Here is a 24,035-nt window from a genome sequence, read left to right as displayed (position 1 = left end):
AAGAAGTTGAACGGCGAAGGCAGATCAGGTACCATAACCGGAGGTTATCGCTTACTGGAGGGCAGTTAGAATGACGAAAAAGAGGGACACTGAATCCAGTGGCCCCGATGAAGAGGTCCTCGCCAAGCTGCGGGATGCCCGCCACCATGACTTCGAGCTCCTAAGTCTGGCGAGTTCAGAGCTCGCGGACATTCGAGTTTCTAACAAAACCTTCAAGCAGGTCGAGTTCGAATATTCCTATATCGATAACGTCGTCTTTACTGGCTGCAAATTTGAAAACTGCAACTTAAGTATGATTGACCTTCGAAACTCGACCTTCGCAGAGTGTGTTCTGACAGGGTGCGCTATCGACGAGTCTCTGATCGATAAGTGCTCCTTCGAGCATACGTCGGTGAATGAGTGTAGCTTCAAAGTAACCTCCCTGACTGAGTGCAGCTTCTCCAATTCTACTATTTGGAATGCCTTTCTCCAGCTAAGCACCTTCCTGCACAATGATTTTGAGCGCAGCCGCTGGGTCCAAATCGACTGGAGCGATTGCACCTTCTTGTACACGGTACTGCGAGATTCGGAGGTCGAGCGAGTTACCGTGAGCAACACCTCCTTCCGCAGCATATTTGGTCTCTCTCTGGCACACCTTGGCCAAATCAAGGTATTGACTGAAAATGGCAAGACGGCTGAAGAAATCGTCACCGGGGAATTAGCGACTAGAAAGGATCTGACACCGATTGATTCCCTTGTTCTTGGGATGAACTTCTGGGACGAGTCGAGACTCGGTGCCATATCCAAATTTCTTGTCCGCATGTCCAGGGAAAGAGAGCGCCGTCGCTACCGACAAGATGACTGGCGGTTTTTCCTTAAGATCCTCTTTCACCTCGCTCAGTCGGAACGGCTCCCTGTCCTTGCTGGAATCCAGGTCGGGGATTGGGTCATGCACGAGGTTGAGAAAATTGCGGAGGATAGTGCAGCCATGCTGAGCCGGAAGTTATTGCTGACGGAGATATCTGGCACTGTCATGCATCTTCTGATTGAGTTATTCCAAAACTTCGAATCGCGGTGTATTCCCATCTCAGAGTTTTCGGAGGACGAGCGCTGCACGGCGACGCTGCGATTCGCCAGGCCGCCGAACATTGAGTTGACCAAGTTCCTGAACGAGATAGCTGAGGCCAGTGGATTGGAAGTCGCTGGGGAGACTCGACTTCTGAGTCGGGCAAGCGGTTCATACTTGGAAGTCATCGAAACGTCGATTACGACTTTGTTTGGTCTTCAGATCGTTCTTTTCTTGCTGGACGGAGTTATTCTCCAGATTTCCCAGATCATATCGAGGCTCAGTCACCTACGAAGGGGAGCGATGCCAGTGAAGATCGAAACCAGCAGCCCCCTGGGTCGCCTTTTTCTTCCCGAGCACCTGAGAGAGCCTGTCCGCAAGCTAACCAGCTTCTGCAATCACTTACCGTGGGCTCACAAATCTGACAAGGTGGGCTTTTCTGGCGAAAACCTTAAGGAAATCGTGGCGAACATGGAAGACGGGTAGGGAGAGCACGACCACAAGGTTGGTTCCAAGATTCTCGTGAGGGAATAAGGCAATGATTTGTGGCCAGGAGGTTGATTTATGCAGCCGGTGCGTGATAACCTCCGGTTATCAACGGCCATTGTGAGTCCTCTGAGGATGGTTATCCTGGGTCGCGTCCGGAGTCCGGGGTGCAGGGAAAAGGGTCGAGGGGTTATTGGTTCTTGAGGGTATGGGAGTATGAGTCGAAGGCTTGGTCTATATCTCGGTAATCACAGGTTAACTCCTCCCCCGCTTCTATGTCTCGGAGTGCATTATAATACCATTGATCGCCGTCCCAAGCGATGCGGGTATTAGGCCGAAAGGAATGGTTCATGAAACGACTGTCGTCCATTGCGAAGGATAGCTTATCATCCCATACTGTACCGTAGGTATCAAAGAAATCCCGGATTTCTCTCGGGGCGCCCAAGAGCCTGCTCAAGGGAATTTCGAGGTCAATCAAAGCATGGGGTCGAAGGAGAACTTCGCCTTTTTCAATCGGTACTGACGCGAAGAGTCCGATGCCATGGATCGGACTGGCCCGCAATTCGGTTTCTACGACAATCATCACTCGCTACCGGCTCTGAGGCGCTCGCCAACCTAGCGTAAACTGGAATCGACCGGCGGTTCTGAGTGTAGGTTAACGCAGGCTGGGTTGCTTCGTCAATCCTCGAATTACAGGGGCTACTCTATCCTCCGCAGGCCTTTGTCGAAGGGGCGGTGGGGGACGGAGAGGGTGGCGCCGTCGGCTTCTTTGTCGAGCACTTCGACGGTTTGCTGGAAAAGTTCGTTGGCCTCTTCCCGGGAGTTGCCGATGCAGGTGACGCCGACTTTTCCGAACTCGCTCAAAGCGCCGATCATGTGGAAGATGACGCCGGTTTCGGTGGAGGGCATGAAGTGCAGGCCGTGCAGGGTGAGGATGTCCATGAAATCCTCGGGCAGCAGGCCCCGGTAACGGGGCGAACGCAGGCTGTCGGTGGCATAGTAGTACTTCTTTTGTCCGTGGTCGGAAATGAATTCGCCGTCGCCGCGCAACTCGCCGCCCGTCAAGAACTGCAGGGCCAGGAAGGGCGGGGTCGTCCCCCCCATGCGCAGGTTGATCTCGATGGCGCGGGCCTGCCATTGGGAGGGGTCGTCTTTGTCGGGAAAGACCACGAAATCGATGGCGAAACGGCTGATGACGCCTTTCTCCCTCAGCACTTTGCCGATCTTGCCCGCTTCCTCCTGGATGAGGCTGCGGTAGTCGTCCCAAGAGGGGAAGCGGCAGCCCTGGTAGGCCTGTCCCGTGGGTCCTCCCAGGACCTGGTCGTGAGAGGAAATGAGCTCCAGCGTCCCGCCGGGATTGATGCGCATCTGCACCGAAGGCGAACGGATGTCCTCGGCTTGCAGATACTCTTCGACAATCCCGCCCATCTCCTTGAGCTTGCGCAGGAAGTCCTCATAGGCTTCTTCGGCCGACCATTCCAACTGATGCAGGACGGCGGTGATGGAAGCCCGGGCGAAGCGCTTGTCCGAAGACAGGCCGGAGGGAAAGTTGAACATGGCGTTGCCGGCGCCGGCGAAGCTCTCGTTGAGCTTGATGACGGCACGCTTGAGTCCGGGACGCTGCTGGGACAGCTCAACCAGGGCCTCGATGATCTCCTCCTCGGTGTGGACGTCCTCGAATCCCAGCGGCAGGCCGACCCCGGCCTCCTTGAAGATCTTGCGAGAGCCCGACTTGCTGCCCAGATGAAGCACGTCGGGGTCGACGCCGTTGAGCGGTATGCCCAGTTCCATGGCCAGTTGCCGCTCCAGCCGGGTGGAATTGAAGCAGGTCAGGTAGGCTCGTTCGGGATCTCCGATCTCGTCGCGCAGCCGCTGCATCACGCGCGGACGCTCCAGGATTTTCTGGGTCAGCGGACGGTTGCTGGCGTCATAGACGCACATCAGCCGCAGCCGCGCCCGGGCGTGCGAGGACGGCACCCCGTAGAGATGCTGCAAGTAGTAGTCGACGATGTCGGGGTGGATGGGCTGGCTGGTCAGGTAGATGACCCGCGCACGGGGGTGGCGCAGCCTGATCAGGCTGAACAGCAGCCGCTCTTCGTAGAAAGGCCCTCCGGGGATCTTCTTGAGTTCCTCGGGATGGAAACTGAGCGAGGGCACCACCACCGAAGTGTGATCCCAGGGCAGTCCGCTTTCCAGGGCTTCCCAGATCTTGGGCAGGTGTGCCTGCAGTTCCTTGAAATAGGCCTGGCCGTCCGAGTCAAGTGGCGCCATCAGGCAATTGTAGCCTGAGAAACCCCGCCACGCAGCAAGAGGACCTCTCGGGCCTTAAGAGAATCTCTGGGTGACGGATGCTACTTGGCCCAAGGGTCCATGGACCGGAAGGCCTCCCGCAGTTGGTCGTCGGTGAGCAGATCCAGTTGCGGCAGGACGGGGCGCGACTGATCAAAACCCTGGATGCCGGCTTGGTGCTCCGTCATCCACTTGACCAGGCCCTTCATGATCCGCAGATTGGCCTGACCATGTGAGGAATCATCGCCGATATTGGCGGTCAGAATGCCGCCGGTCAAAGCGATTCGCGGATCTGGAGCCAGCGCCACTTCAGAGAGTTTGGCCCGGAACTCCTTCTCGGCCCCCGAGCGGAAGAAATTACGCATCGAATCCCGGAAGTCAAGGGCATGCCGTCCCTCGTGGGCAAAGATGGAAGAGGCCTGGATGCGCCGGTTCAGTTCATTGATGAAGGCCAACTTGAGATCGGGACCCTTCAGACCGCGCGAGCGCAGTTCGGTCAGCAGCTTCTGGCCCGCCTGCCGTCTCAACCGGAGTGCGAGTCCGGGCAGATAAGCGAATCGGTCGGTACGGGCCCTGAGGTCGTCCTCGCTCGTTTGTTCTTTGATCCGTTTGTCGATTCTGCGCCGCTCTTCGGGATCGGTCAGGCGGTTCCAGGCCCGGAGAGGACCGTCGGCATAGGACGGGCGGACTTGAACGATCGCCCCCTCTTCATCGACCCACCCTCCCGCCGCGGCCTCTCCGTCCCAAAACCAGGAGTTGTAACCGTTGGACACCATGGAATCGAGTACGATCAGGCGGACCTCCGCTTTGTGTCCGTACTGCTCGACAAGCTGCCGACTGTCCACGATGCGGTGACCCATGTTGAGCGACCGGATGTCGCCGTGGGTCTGGAAATAAATGTAAGCGCCAAAACGCTCGCCGATCTTCTTAACCAACTGCCCAAGGCTGAGGCGCGCTGGCGAATCATCCCCGTGGAGACTCTGCCAGAGCGGTCGTGCCGCTGCCATCAATCCGTCTTGAAGCTCGCGGTTGGCCCCCTTACCAAGGGCGCGTCGCCGATAGTACTCGTTTGCACTTTCTTCAACCGCCGCCAGGAACCGGTGATAGGCGACGACCTCAGAGAAGTGGATGCTCTCCTCAGGGGGCAGGCGCGGGTCGGTGGCCAGCCACGCCGCTTCATGAAAGAGCCTCGCATCTGCAAGCGCTTTAACCACCGCAGCGCGGGCGTGTAGGGGAGAGTCCGGCCCAGCCCAGTGGGGGAGTTGCTTTGAAAGCACCGAATGGGCGCCAGACAGCAGGGGGTAATCCCAATCGGTTGTCGCCCCTTCATTATCCGGTGAAGCCTTGAAGTTGGCGGGAACCCAGTAATAGGAACGCCAGGCATCCAATGCGGCGGCTCCGTCGTCGGAACGCAGAGCCAGACCGAGTACCAGGCGGGAGATTCCCAGACGGCCCCGGTTCTCTTGCATGAGGGGCGACAACTGGGCAAGGGTCTCCTCCACGGCTCTTTGGGACGCCCGGAACTCTGGCCCTTGATCCCCTTTGCCCTCTGGTGGAAGCAGCAACAGCCGACCAACCATGGTAAGGGCTTCGATTCGGTTTTCGCTCGTCTCGGCTTGGGAAAGAGCCTGTCTGGCGGTAGCGAGAGCCTGCTTGAGGTGCTGCTGGCGCCGCAAGATTTCAGCTCGTTCCAGGGTGGCGGAAAAGGTTCGGCCATCCAGCGTCTCAGCTTTCTCGAGATAGGAGTGGGCCTGCTCCCAGTCACGGTAAAAACGCCATTCGATTCTGGCCAGGGCGAGGGCAGCCTCAGCCCTCTCTCGATCCGGCGAGCCGACGTGTTCCAGGGCTTTTTCGAATGCCTGCCTGGCGGCAGCCAGGTCGCGCCTGAAGTAAAGGTCTTTTGCCACCTGCAGGGGAGACGTCTGGGTTGCGTCCGCAGTTTGCCCGGCCTTCGGCATACAGGCCACAGAGGGAAGAGCCAGACCTAGGATAAGCAAAGCCCGAACTGCCTGAAGCAGGGTCGCGCAACCCATGTCAGAGCGCAAGCCTTCCCGCTGATGACCCGAGTCCTGACGGCATTCCTTATTACCTCGCAGCATGATTTCGGAGCAGCCGGGTCAAGTTCTCTTTTAATTCAGCCCGGGTGGATACGATGGTCCGGCCCCAACTGATCATTTCTGCCTCGCCGTCCCAGACGGCGTCTGAACCGTAGAGAAAGTAGGCGTCCCACTCGACGTGCCCTTGCTGTTTCTTGGTAACGTTCTCTCCATACCAGAGACCTGCGATGCGGGACTCATCCCAGAAATGCTGCACGCGAGGATCGGTAAGCAAATCCTCGGGCCAGCCGGAACGGGAGTCGCTGGACAGCATGTTGAACCAGACGGCGTAGACCTCAAGTTCCTCCTCGGGATGCTCTTCTAGAATCTCTGTTTGCACCCACCGGGCGCCGGCAACGCAAACCGGTCAGGTGGGGGAAAGCAACAGTACAACTCGGGGTTTGCCCCGCCCTTCGTTGAAGGTGGCGGCCAATTGGTCGATCTCGGTCAAGTCGCGCAGATCTCCCGATTCCGCCCCGGTGCTGGATGCGGCACCGCTCGAGCAACCTGCCAAGATTGCCAAAACCATCCCACTTGCCATTGCAGTCTTCATTGTCCTTGCCTTTGTCGAAGGTTCTTAAAGGGCCCAATAGATCACCCAGTGGCCCCAATAAGGAACTGTAATCATCCCCAGCGTAATCAGGGCGGCCACCCAAAGGGTAATTCTCCGTCGGCGTAGACTCCTCCGGGAGGCGCATCTCCCTTCGGGGCAGGAACGCTCGGGGCGGTACAAGGCGTAAAGAGCCAGAACCCAAAGGACGATGCTGAGGCCTATCAGATAAGGCCGCAGCGGGCCCAGCGTCGAGGCCAGGGCTCCGCCGGCCCCCAGTGCCCCCAGACCGAAGGGAAGACAGCAGAACCATGCCGCCGCCGATCCCACCGATGCCGCGATGGAACCCGAGATCGAAATCTTGCTGTCCATGTCAGCGACCCACTCTCCCTTTCCGCCGGGCGGCTCACTCCAGAGCCTCTCGGATGGATTTCACCGAAGGAGCCCCGGCGAGCCGTCCGTCCTCGTCTTGGTAGAGACGACATTGCTGCGTCTCTCCAGGTGAGGCCTCCGCAACATCATGGCCGTTGATCAGAATGGTCGGCGAGCCGCACTGCCGGGCATGGGGAGGGACCTGTTGCGATCCCCGGTCCCATTCGCGCCAGACTGCCGCCAATCCGGCTGAGGCCAGGGCCTGCCTGAGATGCTTCCTGGCCAGCTCGGCGTTGGGGCAGTCCGGGTCGAAAATGAGTTCAATGTCGGGCTTCATGCTCCTCCTCGCACGCCAACGCTTCCAACAGGGGACATTCCTCCGTCGGATCGCGTTGCCCGCAGGACTCAACCAGCTTGGCCAGAGCCGCTTTCACGCTGGCAAGATCCCGAATCCTTGCCTCGATGTCCTCGATTCTTTCTTGGCCCAATCTCCGCACTTCGTCGCAGTTGGTTCCGGGACTGACCCGCAGCGTCAGAAGGCTGCGGATCTCTTTGAGGGAAAAGCCCAGTTCCTTGGCACGTTTGATGAACTGAAGCCGGGCTACTGCCTTTGCTGGATAAATGCGATAGCCGCCCCGGGTTCGTGGCGGATCCTCGATCAGCCCCACACGTTCGTAGAATCTGACCGTCTCCCGCCCGACTTCGGCCGTCCGAGCCAGTTCCCCGATGGTTAACGCCATTTGGCCTCCTCATCTTACATCATGCACCCTGTACCCTACTACAGTGTCAAGAGCTTTTTTGCTTTTGGACGATGGGTAGCGGTCATCATGACGCGGTGCCGAGGCCGGAGTGCGGGGACGGGTAGAGGACGCCGTTACTCAGGGTCAGGCAATTGGGAAAGGGATCGTTTTGGAGGCCGATGTGGCCGTCCAGGTCGGCGTAGTGGACGTTGGGGCGGGCCAGGGCGAAGGCCAGTCCGGCGGCGATGCCCAGAGCCGACTCGTCCATGCAGCCCACCATGCTCTCCAGCCGGGCCGAGCGGGCCACCGAGTCGATGTGGAGGGCCTCGCTGATGCCCCCAGCTTTTTGCAGCTTGATGTTGACCATGTCGGCCTGCCCCCGGCGGGCCAGGCGGAAGGCGTCGCGGTGGTTGATGAGGCTCTCGTCGGCCATCACCGGCATGGAGGGAGCCCCCCGCGAGACCTCGCCCAGCAGGTGGGGATGAGCCTTGGGAGTCGGCTGCTCCAGGATTTCCACCCGGGCCGGACGCACGGCCCCGACGAAGTGCAGGGCCTCCTCCACGCCGTAGCCCTGATTGGCGTCGAAGCGCAGCTCCACCTCGTCGCCCAGCTCGCGCCGCACCGCCAGCACCCGGGCGATGTCGGACTCGACGTCCTTGCCGCCCTTGAGCTTGAGGCTGGTGAAGCCCTGAGAACGCCAACAGCGGGCCCGTTGCAGCGTCTCCCGCTTATCCAGGATGCCGATGGTGATGCTGGTTCGGATGCTCTGGCGGTAGCCGCCCAGCAGCCTCCACAGGGGCAGTCCGGCGGCTTTGCCCATCAAGTCCCAAAGCGCCATGTCGAGCGCCGCCCGGGCGGACCGTTGGTCGCGGATCGAGGGAACGATGCGGTGCAGCAAGCGGGCCGGACGCAGCGCGTCCTGGCCGCTGATCTGGGAAGCGACTGTGTCTTGCAAGGCCTCCAGCACGCCTTGCGGAGTCTCCCCGGTGACGTTGGGATCGGGCGCCGCGCATCCGGATCCTTCGATTCCGCGGTCGGTTTCCAGCCGCAGCATGACGTTGACGGCCGTATCGAAGCTCTGGTAGGCGACCTCATAAGGTTCGTCCAGCGGCATCTCCACGATCCAAGCCGACAGCTTCTTGATGATCATGGCTGCTCGGACTGCAGGCGGCGGTTGAATTGCTTCCAGGCCAGGACCACCGACTCGCTCAGTTGTCGGCGGGCCGTGCGGATGGCGGTGAGGCGCCGGTCCAAAAAATCGAGCATGGTACGGCGCACTTGCTCGTCAAAGGGCGCCGCGATCATCTTGGGATGCCCCAGCCCCAGTTGGAGGCCCACGTCATAGGCCAACTCGCTCAGGTCGCGGGGACGTTTCAAGGTGTCCCGGATGTCGACCTCGCGGTAATTGTCCACCCAGCGGTGGGCCCACAGAGTGCGCCGTCCCATCTGAGCGTATCCCAGCAGATCGAAAGGACGGTAGGCGATCCGCGCCTGGCTGACCAGAATGCGGAAGGGGTCGTTCTTAGCCGCCTGAATGCAGGGAATGCCCGTCAGGTTGCGGACTTCCTTGAGTTCCACGATGACGTCGTCGAGGGGACCCTCTGCGGGCCCGGCGAAACGGATCAGGTATTTGACGTCGAGGGCGCTGCCGATGCCCATGCGCAGGCGTCCGGCTTTGACCACCTCGAAGTACTCTCGGCCCTTGGACGGGTCGGCCCGCAGCATCGACTGGGTATAGGGTTCGATGGATGCCAGCAGCTCCGTTTCCGTGTCCGAAGTCAGCGGATCCATCATCTCCCCCACCCCTTCCAGATAGCCCTGGCGGTCGTCGCTGAAGCCGTCGCGCAGGCGCTCCACGAAGGCGGGTTCGGCCGCTTCGCTGTCAGGATCGCTCAGTCCCTTGCGGTAGCCGTCCAGGAAGGTCTCGAAGATCTTCTCCGAGCGTCCGTCCCAGCCGTGGGCGCGGGCGGCCAGGTCGAGAGACACGCCGAAACGCAGCAGGTCGATGAGTCCCGGACCCTTGGCCGAGTCGTCGAAGTCGGTGAGTCCGCGGCCCAGGTCGGTGACGGCGTACTGCTCGACATGGGCGTCGCCGTGCAGGTTGACGGGAGGCAGTCCCACCATCAGTGCGTCGTAGTGCTCGCACACGTAGCTTCCGAAGGGGATGTTGATGAAGCGGAAGTAGCCGTGCGGTCCGCTGCGGATGCGCTCCAGCAAGGCGGGGTTCTGGCTGAAGTCGTAGGACGCGGGATCGACGAAAAGCGCCGAGTCCTGGGCCGCCAAGCGGCCGCCTCCTGCCCCCACGAGCAGGAAAACCAGCCCCTTCACCGCCGCGCTCCCGACGAACCCTTGCATGACCTTCGATTTTAGCAGTTTCCAGAAGGGGACGACTGCCGGCTCGGCATCCAAGCTGACGTCAGCGGCGTCGCGCCCTGACGGAGGGTGCCAGCGAGGCCCCGGCCAGCAAGGCAGGAGCGGCGATGAGAAGATAGCGGACGTATCCCAGATTCGAAGCGTCCCCGTCTGAGGCCAGCAATGCCGCGACATAGGCCAGGTAGAGGAGCAGCAGAGCTCCTCCCTCCCAGCGATCGATCTGCCAGGCGGTCAGGAAGATAGGAGTGCAGACAAGAGCCGTGGCCACCACGAAGGGGAGGTCCAGCAGCAGCGCCGAGGGTGCCACCTGTAATCCGCCGGGAGCCAGCACGGCAGTGGGGCCGAGGACGCCCAGCAGGTTGAAGAGATTGCTTCCCACCACGTTGCCCACGGCAATGTCGCGCTCGCCCCGCAGGGCGGCTATCAGCGAGGTGGCTACCTCAGGCAGAGAGGTTCCGGCGGCGATGATCGTCAATCCGATGGTCAGTTCGCTCAAGCCGGCCCAGCGGGCGATTCGGATCGATCCGTCCAGCAGCCACTGGGCGCCCACCAGCAACAACAGCAGCCCGACAGCCGCTACCGCGATTTGCAAAAGGGCGCCGGAGGCGGTGGGAGGAGGGGGGCCGAATTGCTGGGCGTACTCAGCCTTGACCTTCTTCGATTCGCGACGGCTCTGCCAGACCGCGAAGGCGATATAGGCCAGCAGTCCGCTCGACAGGATGCCGCCCTCCAGCCGCCCCAGTCTTCCGTCCCAGGCCATGACCAAAAGCAGCAGGGAAGCCCCCGTCATCAGGGGAACATCGATCCGCACCAGACGCTGGTCGACTTTGAGCGGAACGATGAGGGCGGACAAGCCCAGTATGAAGAGGACGTTGAAGATGTTGCTGCCCAGTACGTTGCCCACTGACAGGTCGGCATGTCCGGTCCAGGCTCCCCGCATGCTGACAGCCAGTTCGGGAGAACTGGTGCCGAAGGCCACGACGGTGAGTCCGATGATCAGCGGCGAGATGCCCAGCGCCGCCGCCAGACGCGAGGATCCTCGCACCAGCAACTCGGCTCCTCCGAGAAGCAGCAACAACCCCAGCAGGAAGAAGACGACAGACCAAGCCTCCATAAGGGCAATGATACAACGGAACGGCGACCGGCCAGCCACGGTAGAGCAAACCTTCAACGGGCCAGGCCGCCGCGACGGTGGGCGGTGAGCTGGTCGAGCAGGAACTCCTCGGTTTCCTCGGGGGAAGCGGCCAGACGGGCCAGTTCGGCTGGGCCGAGAGCGAAGCTGAAGTCGTGGACGCGGGAATGGCTCAGGCTCACCTCCACGCCTCCGTCCTGCCCGGCCTGGAACTCAAGCTGGGCGTCCACTCCCAGGTGGAAGAGGAGGAAAGACTGCAGGCGGCTGCGAAAAGTCTGCTGATCGTCGCTGGGCATTCTGTGAGGATGGCGGGCTCAAGGGAAGTGAACCAGTTTGAGGGCCTCCGAGGCCAGGTCGGTCTGGTCGACGGCGGAGGCGGCGGCCACGCCCATGGTGATGGCGATGGCTTCGCTGATCTCCTCTTTTGTGGCGCCGTACTCGATGGCCTTCTTGATGTGGCCTTCCAGGCATCCCTTGCACTGGTAGCCGAGCGAGGCTCCGATGGCGATCAGTTCCTTGGTCTTGCGGTCGATCTGGCTGGAGCGGTAGGTCTCGCGGTAGAACTGAAAGTAGATCTTCCGCATGCGCGGCTCCACCATGGTGTAGGAGGGCCACTTGTCGTCCCTGTTGCGGGACGGCGTTTTAGATTCCTTCTCGGTCTTAGATTCTTTCTCGCCTTTATCCGACATAGCTCACAGCGATGTTAGCACCATTGAACTGGCAAAGTCCAAACGCGCTTGGCGGGCCTCGGCGAAGAAGCTTGGGCTTGAGCCGGGACTCTGCTATCTTTACGCGGTGTTGAAGCCCGCCACCATCGCTCTCCCGGTCCTCTTCCTTTGCCTGTGCGTGGCCACGGCGCAGCAGCGCCCCCGCTCCGAGCTTCCCACCGATGAGGGAGTGGTGGTGCTGGAAGCCGACACCATCGACGTGCAGGGAGACGTCTACCGTGCCGTCGGCCAGGTCGTGATCACCTACCAGGACCTGACGCTGAGGGCCCACCAGGTCATCTACGATCCCAACACCCGCATGGCCCGTCTGGAGAGCCGCCCGGGAGCGGGCCGCGAGGTGCGCTTGACGCGGCCCGGCAAGGAATTCCTCAACGCCGTGCGGGGCGACATCGACGTCGAAGCCAAGACCGGCACCCTTTACGACGTGGACGGATTCACCGAGCAGGAACTCTTCATCCGGGCCGCCTCCTTGAGCAAGACCGGACCCGACGAATGGGTGCTTCGCGACGGCGTCATCACCTCCTGCGACGAGGCCGTCCCCAAGTGGAGCTTCACGCTGGACCGGGCCCGCATCATGGTCGACTCCTGGACGCGCAGCAAGAACACCATCTTCAAACTCAAGCAGATCCCCGTCTTCTATCTGCCCTATTTGCAGTTCCCCTCCACCAAGAGGGAGCGCCAGAGCGGGTTCCTGCTGCCCTCGCTGGGCAACTCCAACAACAAGGGGAGGCGCTTCAGCCAGAGCTTCTACCTGACCCTAGGACGCAGTGCCGATCTGGTCTACACCCAGGACTATTTCTCGGAGCGAGGATTCGGCTTCGGGGCCATCTTCAGGGCCCGTCCCAATCAGTTCACCCGCCTGGAACTGGACGCCTACGCCGTCAACGACCGGCTCGACCAGGGAGGCGGAAGCCTCAACGGCGAAGCTGAAACCCGCTTTGGCGGCTACCGCGCCGTAGCCAAGTTCAACCTGGTCTCCAGCTTCGACTTCCGCCAGGTCTTTTCCGACAACTTCTTCACCGCCGTACGCTCTACAGAGGCCTCTCAGGTCTTCATCAGCAAGAGCGTCAAGACCCGTTCCGTCAACTTTCTGGCCTCGCGCGAAGAGACCGCCTTTCCGGGTCCCAATGCCGTGGTGCGGGCGCTGCCCTCATTCTGGTTCCGGGTCAGCGGTCATCGGCTCTTCGACAGTCCTTTCTTCGCTGATTTGGACGCTTCGGCCACGGGGTTGAGCCGCTCCGACAGCCAATTGGAAACGCCCGGACTCACCCAGCGTCTCGACCTTTTCCCGCGCTTGTACTTCTCCGTCCCCCTGGGGCAAGGACTCAAACTCACGCCCAGCCTGGGCTTGCGGGAAACCTTCTACAGCAACAGCCTGCTCCAGGATGAAGAAGGCAACCTCTCAGTCAGCGGCCAAGACTTCAACCGCGAGTACCTGGAGTTCACTCTCGACGTGAAGGGATGGGGACTCTCCAAGATTTACCGCGACAAGCAGGGAACTCCCACCTGGAAACACGTCGTCGAGCCCTCCCTGCGCTACCGCTACATAGGCGGCATCGGCCGCGACTTCGCCCGCACCCTGCTCTTCGATGAGAACGACGCGGTGGCCGACACCAACGAGGTGGAGGTGAGTCTCACAAACCGCTTCTTCGTCAAGCGGCGGGGTGAAACCCGCGAATGGCTTTCCCTCAAGGTGGCCCAGAAGTACTTCTTCGACACCGACTTCGGGGGCGCCCTGGAGAACGGAGAGGTCAACCAGTTCTTTCCGCTCTATTCCTTCACCGGCTTCCAGTATCTGGCCTTTGCCCGCAACTCCTCGCCGGTCACGGCGCTGGCCCGCATCACCCCCTTCCGGCGCGTCAGCTTCGACGTGCGCACCGACTACGATCCCGATTTCGACCGCTTCCGCAATTTCTCCATCACGGGCAACCTGGCCGCGGGACCGCTCTACCTGGGAACCACTTACTTTAAAACCCAGGAGCTCGAGATCGGCACTTTTCGACGCAATCAACTGCAACAACTGTTTGCCTGGGGCGACCTCCAGGACGGGCTGTCCTTCTCGGGACGCTACAGCTACAATCTTGAAAGCGACCGCTTCCTCAACTGGCGCGTCCGCCTCAACTATTTCAAGGGATGCTGCGGCGTTTCCGTCCAGTACGAAGGCTTCAACCTGGTAGGCGACGACGGCCGCCGGCTGCGTGACGAGCAGGCCTTGCTTTTCTCCTTCTACCTGAAAGGACTGGGCTTCTTCGGCAACATCGAGCGTCCCGACCGGATTTTCTGAAGATGCCTCCTGAAGAGCTTTCTGATCGAGAGGCCGAGCGGCCCAACCGGGGCGACGAAGCCATCTTCCTGGCCTTCGGATCGAACCTGGGCCGCCGCCGGGGCTGGATCGAGCAGGCGGCTCAGGCACTGCTGCGGCGGGGAGTGGCATTGCAGCGCTGCTCCAGCCTCTACGACACCGCTCCCCGCGAGGTGACCGACCAGCCGCGGTTCCTCAATCAGGTCTGCCGGGCCGCCTCCGCGCTCTCGCCGTTAGGTCTGCTGGAAGTCTGCTTGCAGGTCGAGCAGGCCTTGGGTCGCCGTCGGCGGCGCGATAAGGGGCCCCGCAACATCGATATCGACATCCTCTACTACGGGGGACGCAAGATCGATCATCCCCGCCTGCAGATTCCACATCCCCGCTTGGCCGAAAGGGCCTTCGTAATGGTGCCCCTGGCCGAGATCGCTCCCGATTGGGTCGATCCGACAAGCGGCCTCGCCGTGCGCCGGATGCTGGAGCGGCTGGGTCCCCAAGACGAGACGCTGCACCGCCTCGACTGAACCCCTTCCCCCCTCTCGATTCGCCCTGCGATTCGTCATACGGGGGGTGCGCCGGTTCTGATATCCTATGGTCTTTCGGCAGGGATGTTGAAGGTCATGGCCAAGAAGAAAAGAAAAGCGGAGGCCGACGCCCAGCAAGAGGGGCAGGAGCAGAAGAGCAAGCACGGCGTTTTCCGCGAGAATGCGGTGAGCCTGATCATCTGCAGCATCATCGCCTTCTTCATCACAACCTACGTCGTCCATCCCATGACCGTGCCCACCTCCTCCATGGAGCCAACCATATTGGTGGGAGACAGGGTACTGGTCGACAAGTTTACGGTCAGGGCCGATTTCGGGATGGGTGTTCCCGGAGTTCCTCAGCATGAAATCCGGCGTGGCGACATCGTGGTCTTCAAGCATCCCGTGCAGACCGACGTGCTGTGGGTGAAGCGCGTCATCGGGCTGCCCGGGGAGCAAGTGGAAGTCCGCGGGCATCAAGTCTTCGTCGATGGCCTGCCGCTGGAGGAGCCCTACGCCCAGTGGTCGAATCCCTACTCGAAAAGCGATTTCTACGGCCCCGTGACGGTGCCGCCGGGCAGCTTCTTCGTAATGGGCGACAACCGCGACAACAGCCAGGACAGCCGCAGTTGGGGTTTCCTGGAGCGCAAGTATCTGGTGGGACGTCCGCTGATCACCTTCTGGTCTTACGAAGACGCTCCCAACGCCCACCAGATCACGGGACTGGGACCCCGCCTCAAGCTCTATGCCGAGCGGGTCTTTTATTTTTTTCCCCGCACCCGCTGGGAACGCATGGGACGCATCATCCGCTAGTTGAGGAGAGCTTCGGATTTGGCTGAAGAACGCGAACTGACGGAAGCAAGCGACCTGGTCCCGAACCAACAGGACCAGGACTCGCAGCAAAGTGCGGCCCACGGCGATGAAGCTCGGGAGCCGGATCAGGCCGAGGCCATTCAGCACAGCACCCTGCGCGAGTACTTCATCACCATCGTGGTGTGCGTCATCTTCGCCCTTTTCGTGACCACCTTCGTCGTCCACCCCATGACCGTGCCCACCCCTTCCATGGTTCCCACCATCCTGGTGGGAGACCGGCTGCTGATCGACAAGTTCAGCTATCGCAACCACTTCAGGGAGGGCTTGGGGCTGGCCGCTTCGCGCCTGATCGAACGGGGAGACGTGGTGGTCTTCAAGTACCCTCAAGATCCCCAGGTCCTCTACGTCAAGCGGGCCATCGGCCTCCCCGGCGAAACCGTCGAGATCCGCGACAAGCAGGTCTTCATCGACAATCAGCCCATCGACGAGCCCTATAAGTATCACTCCGAGGGAGATGTGCGGACGGGCGGCTTTCACAGCTTTTCAAGCCGCGACAACTTCGGCCCGCTAACCGTGCCGCAAGGTCAGTATTTTGTCATGGGCGACAACCGCGACGACAGCCGCGACAGCCGCTACTTCGGGACGCTGGAAGAGAGCATGATCGTGGGGCGTCCGCTCTTTGTCTTCTGGTCCTACGAGGACGACGCCGACGCCTACCAGCGCAGCAGTCCCAGTGAACTTGTCAAGCTCTACGGCGAGCGCATCATCTACTTCTTCACGCGCACCCGCTGGAGCCGTTTCGGTCACGTCATCCGTTGAAGATGGCAGCCTCGGCACCGAACCCCTCTCTCTATCGATTTCGATGAGCAATTGAGACAGACAGGAGTCCGATATATGAGACGCACGCTTTTCTTTATCTCGACCTTTTGGTTCTTCAGCGCATGGGCTTGGGCCGACCAGGTCGTCCTCAAGAACCAGGACCGCCTGACCGGAACGGTGGCGTCTCTCAAGGACGGCAAGCTCATGTTCACGACCTCCTACGCGGGAGAAGTTGCCATCTCCTGGGCCGAGGTGGCCTCGCTGCAGACCGATCAGCCCCAGGAGATCGTTCTCAGCGACGGGCGGGAAACAACCGCCTCGGTCGCCCCCGCCGGGGAAGAGGGATTGGCCCGCTTGCAGGTTCCGTCGCGGACCGACCAGGTGGCCTTGGCCGACATCGTCTCCATCGGCATCGAATCGCCGGAACCGCCCACCTGGTGGGAGCGCTGGGACGGCACCGCCAACTTCGGCTTCGACCTGTCGCGCGGCAACACCGACCGCGAGAACCTCAGCCTCAGTTTCCGTCCCCGCCGCCAGGGCGAGGACTATCGTCTGCAGGCGGCCTATCAACTCGACTTCAGCATGGAAACCGGCGTGGAAGACAACCGCATCCAGGACGGCTCGGCACGTTACGACCGCTTCTTGGGGGAGAAGTTCTTCTACTACTTCCTGGGCGGATTCACCACCAACCAGCGACAGGAACTCGACCTGAGGACCCGCGAAGGGGCCGGGTTTGGATACGAGTTCTCGCGCGGGGCGGCCTCCCTTTCCGTCTTCGGCGGCCTGACCGCCGTGCAGGAGAAGTTCGAGGGCCTGCAACGCAGCAACGACCTCCAGGGCCTGGCCGGCATCGAAATGGCCTCGCCCGTCCTGGGAGGAGGCGAAGTGGCCACCAAGTTCGAGTACGAACCCCGCCTGACCGATTCCGGCCGCTACCTGATGCGCTGGATCGCCCAACTCAACTACCCCCTCTTCCGGGGCCTGACGGTAGGAACCGAGCTTTTCGACTACTTCGACTCCGACCCCTCCTCCGGCAACGAGCGCAATGACTTCGGCCTCAACATCGTCTTCGGATGGAAGTTCTAACTCGGCGACCCTGGTATCGACCTCAAGAACTACTCTTCGTCGGCAAGCTCACCGAGCCGCCGTTGACGTTGCATGCGCCGGCGGTATTCGACCAGGTCCCCGAAACGCCTTGAAGTCTCCTCCAGGGCCTCCCTTCGGCTCATTCCGTCCTTGATGAGTTGATTAATGCTGTCTTCGAGGTGGGATGCCAACTCGGCATCGATCTCTTCGATGATCGTTCTATCATCCTCAGGCTGGGCGAACGCCCGCTTCAGACGGGGGAAACGGTCCCGCATTTGACAGTGCTCCCGCGAGTCAGTTCAGTCCCCCAGAACTCCCTTGAGAATGTCGTTTAAGCCTAGCAATCAACATCAAAGATGTCAAGTTTCTTACTCACTCAATTTCAACGCGGTTAGTCCCTCAGCGATGTAATCGGTTCTTCGATATTCTCGGAAAGAAAAGACTTCTTTCGTTACTTGGCCTTCTTATCGTGCAGGTCTTTCAACAATGATTGAACTCTCTCGCGCATGGGCGACCCCAGTTCTGTGAACAACGCCAGGGATCTGCGGAACATTTTTTGGGCTCGGCCCAGCTCGCCTCGATTCTGGTGCACCACGCCCAGGTTACCGTAGGCGCTGGCCATTCCCTCCTTGCGCCCCAGCGCCTCTTCAATGGTCAACGCCTTGCGGAACATCTCTTGGGCGCGGTCCAACTCGTCTCGGGTTTGGTACACCACGCCCAGGTTACCGTAGGCGCTGGCCATTCCCTCCTTGCGCCCCAGCCCTTCTTCGATGGTCAATGCCTTGCGGAACATCTCTTCGGCGCGGTCCAACTCGTCTCGGGTCTGGTAGACGATGCCGAGATTTCCGTAGGCGCTCGCCATTCCCTCCCTGCGGCCCAAGGCTTCGTTGATGGCCAACGACTTGCGGAGCATTTCTTCGGCGCGTTCCGACTCTCCCCGGTTCTGATGCAGGAGGCCGAGGTTACCGTACTGGTTCGCCATTCCTTCTTTGCGGCCAAGGTCTACTTCGATGGCCAGCGCCTTGCGGAACATTTCTTCGGCGCGGTCCAGCTCATCTCGGGTCTGGTAGACGAGGCCGAGATTGCCGTAGTCGCTCGCCATCCCCTGCTTGCGTCCCAGGGCTTCTTCGATGGCCAGGGACTTGCGGAGCATCTCTTCGGCGCGGTGCAGGTCGCCTCGGGTCAGGTACAGGTTCCCAAGGTTGCCGTAATGGTCCGCCATTCCCTCCTTGCGGCCCAGCACATCGTCGATGGCCAGGGCCTTGCGGAACATCTTTTCGGCGCGGTCCAACTCCCCTCGGGTCTTAAGCACGAGGCCCAGGTTGCCGTACTGAATCGCAATTCCTTCCTTGCGTCCCAGAGCTTCGTTGATGGCCAGTGCCTTTCGGTACATCTCTTCGGCGCGGTCCAACTCCCCTCGGGTCTCGTACAGGTTCCCTAGATTGCCGTATTGATTCGCCACTCCTTCCTTGCGGATCAGCGCCTCTTCAATGGCCAGTGCCTTTCGGTACATCTCTTCGGCGCGGTCCAACTCCCCTCGGGTCTGATACAGGACGCCGAGATTGCCGTAGGTTCTCGCCATCCCCTCTTTGCGGTCTAGCGCTTCGTTGATGGCCAGCGCCTTGGTGTACATCTCTTCGGCGCGGTCCAACTGCCCTCGAATGCGATACACACTACCCAAACGGCGATACGCTCTAGCTTTTTGCGAAGGGCTCGCCTCCGAATCATAGATCGTCAACCATCGTTCTATTGACTTCTGGGCCGAATCCAAGTCGCCGGTTCGATAAGAGAATTCATAGGCGAGTTGAAGGACCTGCGGGTCTCTGGCTTCCACCACTAAGGTCGCAAGTTTCTGGCGGGCGAACTCGATCTTGCCCTCCATCGACAAGGCGACGGCGTCTTGAGCTATCTGCAGTTGCATCTCCTCGATTTTGAGTTGAGCTGCTGCTTCCCTGTCGCGGGCCTTCTTGGCCTCTTTCACTCTTTTCTGCGCCTCTTCCTTAGCCTTTGCGACCTCTTCGACTGCCTCAACAGGAAAGACGATCATCTCGCGCTCCCGGTCCGCCTCGGGCAACCTGCCTTTCACATAGTCTCTCAGATGCCTGTCCACTTCGTCCTTGAAAGAGTCTTCATCGTCAAAGTAGCGGAACAGCACCTTCCTGCTTTCTTCCAACTGTCTCCTGAAAGCCATCACTTTTTCAAGCTGCTTGCCGGGGTCTGCTTCCGACTCGGCATCCACACGCTTGAAAAAAACGAAGATCTCAGGCGCCCCTTCCTTCTTCCAGCGCTCCAGCGCACGGTGGAACTCTTCCTCGGTGTAGGAGGAATAGGGCTTCGCGTCGGGCGCATCCTGCCCCCATCGCCGGTACAGAGCCAGAATAAAAACATCGCAGCGGTCAATGTCTGCGTTGACTGCGGCCTGGCTTCGGCGCCCCGTAACGGCCAAAGCATCTTCCCAGCCTAGAGGCTCGAATTCGACGCCGACGCCATCACCAAAGCCGATGTTCAGTAAGTCAATCGTCTCGCGGAAATGGCGGCGTTCTTGGGCAAGGTCACCTGGTGAAGCGATAAAAACGGATACTTTTCTCTTCATTGGTACAGTGTTCTCTTCGTCGGCTACCCAGCGCTCCAGAGTCAAAGCTGGAATTTGAACGCAGTCTGCGGCCAGAATCTTAGTTGCGCAGCGCACATCTGTCAACAGATTTGCAACAGTGATTGCGGGCTGTGGATTCTGTCGCTCGCGTGATGCAGGCGGCCAAGTTGCGCGCTACCCGGGGTTGTGCGCTGGTGCCCGTGCCCAGTGAACAGTTGCGAGAAGGGGCGAGCAGTTTTTTGGGGCAGGGGTTGACAGGGGTGGCGGGGGGTGGTGTGTAATCGAAGTGTTGAATGAAGGTTCGGCTGAAGCATCGCAAGCTTGCCGCCGCATTGGCAGAGTCCTCCATCAGCCTTAACCGGTGGGCTCAGAAGATCGGCGTCTCCAGCGGCCACTTGTCTCAAATGGTCAATGGCCGCAGGGTCTATCTGCGCGCTGAGACGCGGCGCAAGTTGTTGGATGCGCTGGGGTTGTCCTTTCAAGAGCTATTCGAAATCGAAGAAGAGCGTCGTCGCCACGGGCTGGGTGGCTTGCGGCGGGGACGCTTGAGCTGGTCGCGCGGATGGGGCCCGCTCATTCCCGAGGAAACGACGGCTATGAAATGGATTTCCCACTTCCGCTTCGCGCTGCGCCAGATGAGGCGCCGCAAAGGATTTACCGCCGCGGCGGTCTTGACGCTGATGATCGGCATCGGGTCGGGAACGGCCCTCTTCAGTCTGGTCAATACGATTCTGTGGAAGCCCTTCCCCTATCAGGACCCCGAAGAGATCGTGCGCGTTCTCGGCACCGACCAACGGAACGACCGCCTCAACTTTTCCTATCCCGACTTCGAAGAACTGCGGGACGGCTCTCAGGCCGTTTTCTCCCACGTGGCCGCTCATGATTGGGAACCTTTCAGTCTGGCAGGAGGCGATCAGCCCATCCGGGTGGGCGGCGGACAGGTTTCGGCCAGCCTCTTTCAAGTGCTGGGAGTGCAGCCGATAGTCGGCCGAGTCTTCGGACCCGACGAAGACCGTCCCGGAGCGGCCCGGGTATTGGTGCTCCGTGAGGCCCTGTGGCGGACTTACTTCGGCGCCGATCCCGACATCGCGGGCAGGACGGTTCAGCTCAACGGTCAGCCGGCGACGATCTTGGGCGTGTTGCCCGATGAAGCTCAATATCCCCACCGCGTCGATCTCTGGATACCTTTGGGGCAAGTGGCGGGGGAATCCACGCGCGGGGCCACATTTTTGCAGGTCACGGCCCGCCTCAACGAAGGGGTGTCTCCCCAGCAGGCCGGTCAGGCTCTGGAGTCCATCGCCGCCTCCTGGCGGGAGCGCTTTCCCCAACTCCATGAGAACCGCGGAATTTGGGTGCAGCCGCTGCGCGAAGAGCAGGTGCGCAACATGAAGGACATGTCGGCGGCACTGCTGGGGGTGGTGGTTTTCGTGCTGCTCATCGTCTGCGCCAACGTGGCCAACCTGTTGCTGGCGCGGGGAGTTTCGCGAGAACGCGAGTTCGCGGTACGCAGCGCCTTGGGGGCCGGACGCATGAGGCTGGTCCAGCAGCTCTTCTGCGAAAGCCTGTTGCTGGCCGGACTGGGCGGCTTGCTGGGCTGTCTGGTGGGCTTGGCGGGCGTACGCCTGATGATGGCCGCCATCCCCGTCTACATCCCGGCCTGGGTGAACGCGAGCATGGATTGGCGCATCTTGGCCTTCGTGCTCTCGGCCAGCCTCTTCTCGGCCCTGGTCTTCGGACTCTTGCCGGCCCTGCAGGGCACCCGCCAGGACCTCATCGCGCCCTTGCGCGGGGAAAGAGCCTCAGGCGGCGGACGCAAGCGGCTGCGCTCCATGCTGGTGGTGGGCGAGGTGGCGCTTTCAGTGGCCTTGTTGGTGGGAGCCGGACTGATGATCCGCCAGGTGCAGCAGCTTTCCTCAATCGATCCCGGATTCGAGACGGATGGGCGCCTGACGGCCGGGATGGATCTGCTGACCTGGCTGGACCGCAGCGACGAAGAGCGTACGGCGCACGTCCACCGGCTGATAGAGCGGCTGCAAGCCCTGCCCGGAGCCGAGGCCGTGGCGGCTGTCGACCGCTTGTCCTTCAAGGGCTCTACCAACATGCGCAGCATCTGCGCCCAAGGGCAGAGCAGCGAAGAGTGCGATGACAATCCCGGGCCGATCGTGCAGGTGGTCAGTCCTGATTATTTCAAGGCCATGGGAATCCCCATCCTGCGCGGACGCACCTTCGACGGCTCGCTCAATCCCTCGGGCCGGGAAGCGATCGTCAGTCAGAGTCTGGCCGAGGCCCTGTGGCCGGACGAAACGGCCTTGGGACAGAGTCTGCGGATGCGCGGGAGCGGGACGGAAGACGAATGGATGACGGTGGTGGCCGTGGTGCAAGACAGCCTGCAAATGCAGGTCCTTCAGCGTCCCTGGCCACTGCTTTACCTGCCCTACCAGGACAATGCGTTGGGCCGCATGAGCTGGGTCGTCAAGGCCCGTCCGGGCGTCGATCCGCTCTCTCTGTCCGAACCCTTGCGGCAGGCGGTGGCCTCGGTGGATCCGCTGCAGCCCGTGCACGAAGTGATGACCCTGCAGGAGGTCTTCGATGTGTCGATCTGGAGCTGGCGGTTCTTCGGCTCGCTTTTCCGGGCTTTTGCGGGGGTGGCTCTGATCTTGGCCGCCGTGGGACTTTACGGCGTCATGGCCTACTCGGTCAGCGAGAGACGCATGGAGATGGGCATCCGCATGGCTCTGGGGGCCAAGCGACGCCAGGTCATCACCCACGTCCTGCGCCAGGGGGGGATTCTGGTGGCTGTGGGTTCGGTGCTTGGCCTCTTGATGGGATTGGGGGCCGGGACGCTGCTTTCCAATATTCTCTATCGTGTGGCTGCCTTTGAGCCGTGGGTTTATCTGGCGGTGGTCGCGGTGATGTTCTTTACTGCCTTGCTGGCGTTGTTTTTGCCGGCCCGGCGGGCTTCTCGCTACGACCCGGCTGTGGCGCTTCGGGCGGATGGGTGAGGAGTTGCCAGGTTCGGGGCGGGAAGGCGGCCTTCCACGAGCTCAGAATCGCCGCAAGGATGCGCCTCCCACCAGACGTGGGGCTTTCCGCCATTGTGGACCACACTAGAAACTGGGGGCCATAACAGAGATGAGGCCATGCCCGAGGTGGGATTTTTAGAGCAGGAGGTAGGAGAGGGCTGCTAGCAGGAGGGTGGCCCAGGCGGCGATACGCAGGGGGGAGCGCGGGACTTCGGCTTGCAGGCGTCCGCTTTGGGCGTCGACCAGGGCTCGCCAGTGGCCCTCGCCGTAGGGGAAGGCCAGAATCCACACCGGCATCAGCAGCAGCTTGAAAGCCACGTCGGAATAGGTCATGTGCAGTTGGCCGGGCAGGGCGTAGCTGCCTGAGGCCTCGCGCTGGTCTCTCTCCAGTCGCCTCTGCGCCACCCGGCCGGCTTGCTGGAAAGCCTCTTCCCAGTCGAGGGAGTAGTGCTCCTGGTAGAAGTGAGAAAAGTGATGCCCGCTGAAGGGCTGGACGGATTCAAGCGTCAGCGGCCGCAAGTGCTGCAGTTCTTCCTGCGAGAGGGCCTGCGAAGCGGGCACCAGGAGATCCTTGAAATGCCGCTGCACGGTTCCGCCCGGCGCCTCTGCGTGAGATGGATAGCGGGCGGCGGCGGTGAAGTCGAAAGTCCAAAAAGGGATGAGGACGCCCCGCAGGTTGTCTTCCCGCCGCCCTTCCCGGCGAATTCGGCCGGGAGCCAGCCAGGACCAGCGCAGACGCTTGCCCACGATCTCCAGGGCCTGAGCGCGTGAAACGCGGGGCGGGACTACAGCATAGGGCCGCAGCACCTTCCCGTGGGCCCGCCGCACCTCGGTGCTGCCGGTGAAGGGATCGACCATGGGCGACCCGTTGAGCGACAACGTCCGGTAGTCCGATTCGGGGCGGTAATAGAGGTCGGTTTCGCGGAATCCCTCGGCCTGGGCCAGACGGGACAGCAATTCCCCGACCTCGCCGTGCGCGGATTGAGTCGTTTCTTCGCCCATCTGCCCATCGCTCCGCCGCTTAATGGCTTAGAGCCTTGAAAAGGTAACTTCTAGGCGCGGCCCCTGGC

22 protein-coding genes are annotated in these 24,035 nt (G+C 61.2%); 7 read left to right on the top strand and 15 right to left on the bottom strand.

Features of this window, described 5'->3' with window-relative positions:
* Positions 1–70 precede the first annotated feature (70 nt).
* Complete coding sequence (locus tag VLU25_06630; GenBank protein ID HSR67600.1) at positions 71–1,531, top strand: pentapeptide repeat-containing protein; 1,461 nt, start codon at positions 71–73, stop codon at positions 1,529–1,531.
* 699 nt (positions 1,532–2,230) lie between these two features.
* Here VLU25_06630 and VLU25_06625 read toward each other — a convergent pair.
* The 12 genes from VLU25_06625 to VLU25_06570 form a co-directional block, all read right to left on the bottom strand.
* On the bottom strand, positions 2,231–3,802 hold the full coding sequence (locus VLU25_06625; protein ID HSR67599.1) for a peptide ligase PGM1-related protein: 1,572 nt from the start codon (positions 3,800–3,802) through the stop codon (positions 2,231–2,233).
* Between the two features lie 80 nt (positions 3,803–3,882).
* Entirely contained in the window at positions 3,883–5,727 is a 1,845-nt protein-coding gene (locus VLU25_06620; GenBank protein HSR67598.1) for a hypothetical protein, read from the bottom strand.
* A gap of 178 nt (positions 5,728–5,905) precedes the next feature.
* On the bottom strand, positions 5,906–6,256 hold the full coding sequence (locus VLU25_06615) for a hypothetical protein (protein ID HSR67597.1): 351 nt from the start codon (positions 6,254–6,256) through the stop codon (positions 5,906–5,908).
* Between the two features lie 27 nt (positions 6,257–6,283).
* Positions 6,284–6,445 carry a hypothetical protein gene (locus VLU25_06610; protein ID HSR67596.1) on the bottom strand — a complete coding sequence of 54 codons (162 nt, stop codon included), beginning with the start codon at positions 6,443–6,445 and terminating at the stop codon, positions 6,284–6,286.
* A gap of 48 nt (positions 6,446–6,493) precedes the next feature.
* Positions 6,494–6,838 carry a mercuric transporter MerT family protein gene (locus VLU25_06605; protein ID HSR67595.1) on the bottom strand — a complete coding sequence of 115 codons (345 nt, stop codon included), beginning with the start codon at positions 6,836–6,838 and terminating at the stop codon, positions 6,494–6,496.
* 34 nt (positions 6,839–6,872) lie between these two features.
* Entirely contained in the window at positions 6,873–7,175 is a 303-nt protein-coding gene (locus VLU25_06600; GenBank protein ID HSR67594.1) for a hypothetical protein, read from the bottom strand.
* Positions 7,159–7,578, bottom strand: coding sequence for a MerR family DNA-binding protein (locus tag VLU25_06595; protein ID HSR67593.1), 420 nt, complete (start codon positions 7,576–7,578; stop codon positions 7,159–7,161). Before VLU25_06595 ends, VLU25_06600 begins: the two co-directional genes overlap by 17 nt.
* 85 nt (positions 7,579–7,663) lie before the next feature.
* On the bottom strand, positions 7,664–8,728 hold the full coding sequence (locus VLU25_06590; protein HSR67592.1) for a dipeptide epimerase: 1,065 nt from the start codon (positions 8,726–8,728) through the stop codon (positions 7,664–7,666).
* Positions 8,725–9,933, bottom strand: coding sequence for a DUF2252 family protein (locus tag VLU25_06585; GenBank protein HSR67591.1), 1,209 nt, complete (start codon positions 9,931–9,933; stop codon positions 8,725–8,727). Before VLU25_06585 ends, VLU25_06590 begins: the two co-directional genes overlap by 4 nt.
* 61 nt (positions 9,934–9,994) lie before the next feature.
* Entirely contained in the window at positions 9,995–11,065 is a 1,071-nt protein-coding gene (locus VLU25_06580; GenBank protein HSR67590.1) for a calcium/sodium antiporter, read from the bottom strand.
* A gap of 53 nt (positions 11,066–11,118) precedes the next feature.
* Entirely contained in the window at positions 11,119–11,379 is a 261-nt protein-coding gene (locus VLU25_06575; protein HSR67589.1) for a hypothetical protein, read from the bottom strand.
* An 18-nt stretch (positions 11,380–11,397) separates the two neighbouring features.
* Positions 11,398–11,772 (bottom strand): carboxymuconolactone decarboxylase family protein, encoded by a 375-nt coding sequence (locus VLU25_06570; GenBank protein ID HSR67588.1) that lies wholly within the window; start codon positions 11,770–11,772, stop codon positions 11,398–11,400.
* Between the two features lie 106 nt (positions 11,773–11,878).
* Between VLU25_06570 and lptD the strand changes: the two genes are divergently transcribed.
* From lptD to VLU25_06545, 5 genes are all read left to right on the top strand, one after another.
* The gene (gene lptD / locus VLU25_06565) at positions 11,879–14,095 is read left to right on the top strand and encodes an LPS assembly protein LptD (GenBank protein ID HSR67587.1); all 2,217 of its coding nucleotides are present in this window, start codon (positions 11,879–11,881) and stop codon (positions 14,093–14,095) included.
* Positions 14,096–14,097: 2 nt separating this feature from the next.
* Positions 14,098–14,634: a 2-amino-4-hydroxy-6-hydroxymethyldihydropteridine diphosphokinase gene (gene folK, locus VLU25_06560; protein HSR67586.1), complete on the top strand. Its 537-nt coding sequence runs from the start codon at positions 14,098–14,100 to the stop codon at positions 14,632–14,634.
* A gap of 96 nt (positions 14,635–14,730) precedes the next feature.
* Positions 14,731–15,444, top strand: coding sequence for a signal peptidase I (gene lepB / locus VLU25_06555; GenBank protein ID HSR67585.1), 714 nt, complete (start codon positions 14,731–14,733; stop codon positions 15,442–15,444).
* Between the two features lie 18 nt (positions 15,445–15,462).
* Positions 15,463–16,263 (top strand): signal peptidase I, encoded by an 801-nt coding sequence (gene lepB, locus VLU25_06550; protein HSR67584.1) that lies wholly within the window; start codon positions 15,463–15,465, stop codon positions 16,261–16,263.
* 75 nt (positions 16,264–16,338) lie between these two features.
* The gene (locus tag VLU25_06545) at positions 16,339–17,349 is read left to right on the top strand and encodes a DUF481 domain-containing protein (protein HSR67583.1); all 1,011 of its coding nucleotides are present in this window, start codon (positions 16,339–16,341) and stop codon (positions 17,347–17,349) included.
* A gap of 29 nt (positions 17,350–17,378) precedes the next feature.
* Here VLU25_06545 and VLU25_06540 read toward each other — a convergent pair whose 3' ends face one another.
* Together VLU25_06540 and VLU25_06535 are read right to left on the bottom strand one after the other, a co-directional pair.
* Positions 17,379–17,624: a permease prefix domain 1-containing protein gene (locus VLU25_06540; protein HSR67582.1), complete on the bottom strand. Its 246-nt coding sequence runs from the start codon at positions 17,622–17,624 to the stop codon at positions 17,379–17,381.
* A gap of 176 nt (positions 17,625–17,800) precedes the next feature.
* The gene (locus VLU25_06535; GenBank protein HSR67581.1) at positions 17,801–19,942 is read right to left on the bottom strand and encodes a tetratricopeptide repeat protein; all 2,142 of its coding nucleotides are present in this window, start codon (positions 19,940–19,942) and stop codon (positions 17,801–17,803) included.
* 293 nt (positions 19,943–20,235) lie between these two features.
* Here VLU25_06535 and VLU25_06530 point away from each other — a divergent pair, with 293 nt between their 5' ends.
* Positions 20,236–22,944 (top strand): ADOP family duplicated permease, encoded by a 2,709-nt coding sequence (locus VLU25_06530; GenBank protein ID HSR67580.1) that lies wholly within the window; start codon positions 20,236–20,238, stop codon positions 22,942–22,944.
* A 156-nt stretch (positions 22,945–23,100) separates the two neighbouring features.
* Here VLU25_06530 and VLU25_06525 read toward each other — a convergent pair whose 3' ends face one another.
* On the bottom strand, positions 23,101–23,967 hold the full coding sequence (locus VLU25_06525) for a hypothetical protein (protein ID HSR67579.1): 867 nt from the start codon (positions 23,965–23,967) through the stop codon (positions 23,101–23,103).
* Positions 23,968–24,035 lie beyond the last annotated feature (68 nt).

The organism is Acidobacteriota bacterium, from assembly GCA_035471785.1.
In the GTDB taxonomy this organism is placed as follows: Bacteria; Acidobacteriota; UBA6911; order RPQK01; family DATIPO01; genus JANQFM01.
Note: the sequence above shows the minus strand (reverse complement) of the source record. Positions and strands in the feature narration are given on the sequence as shown.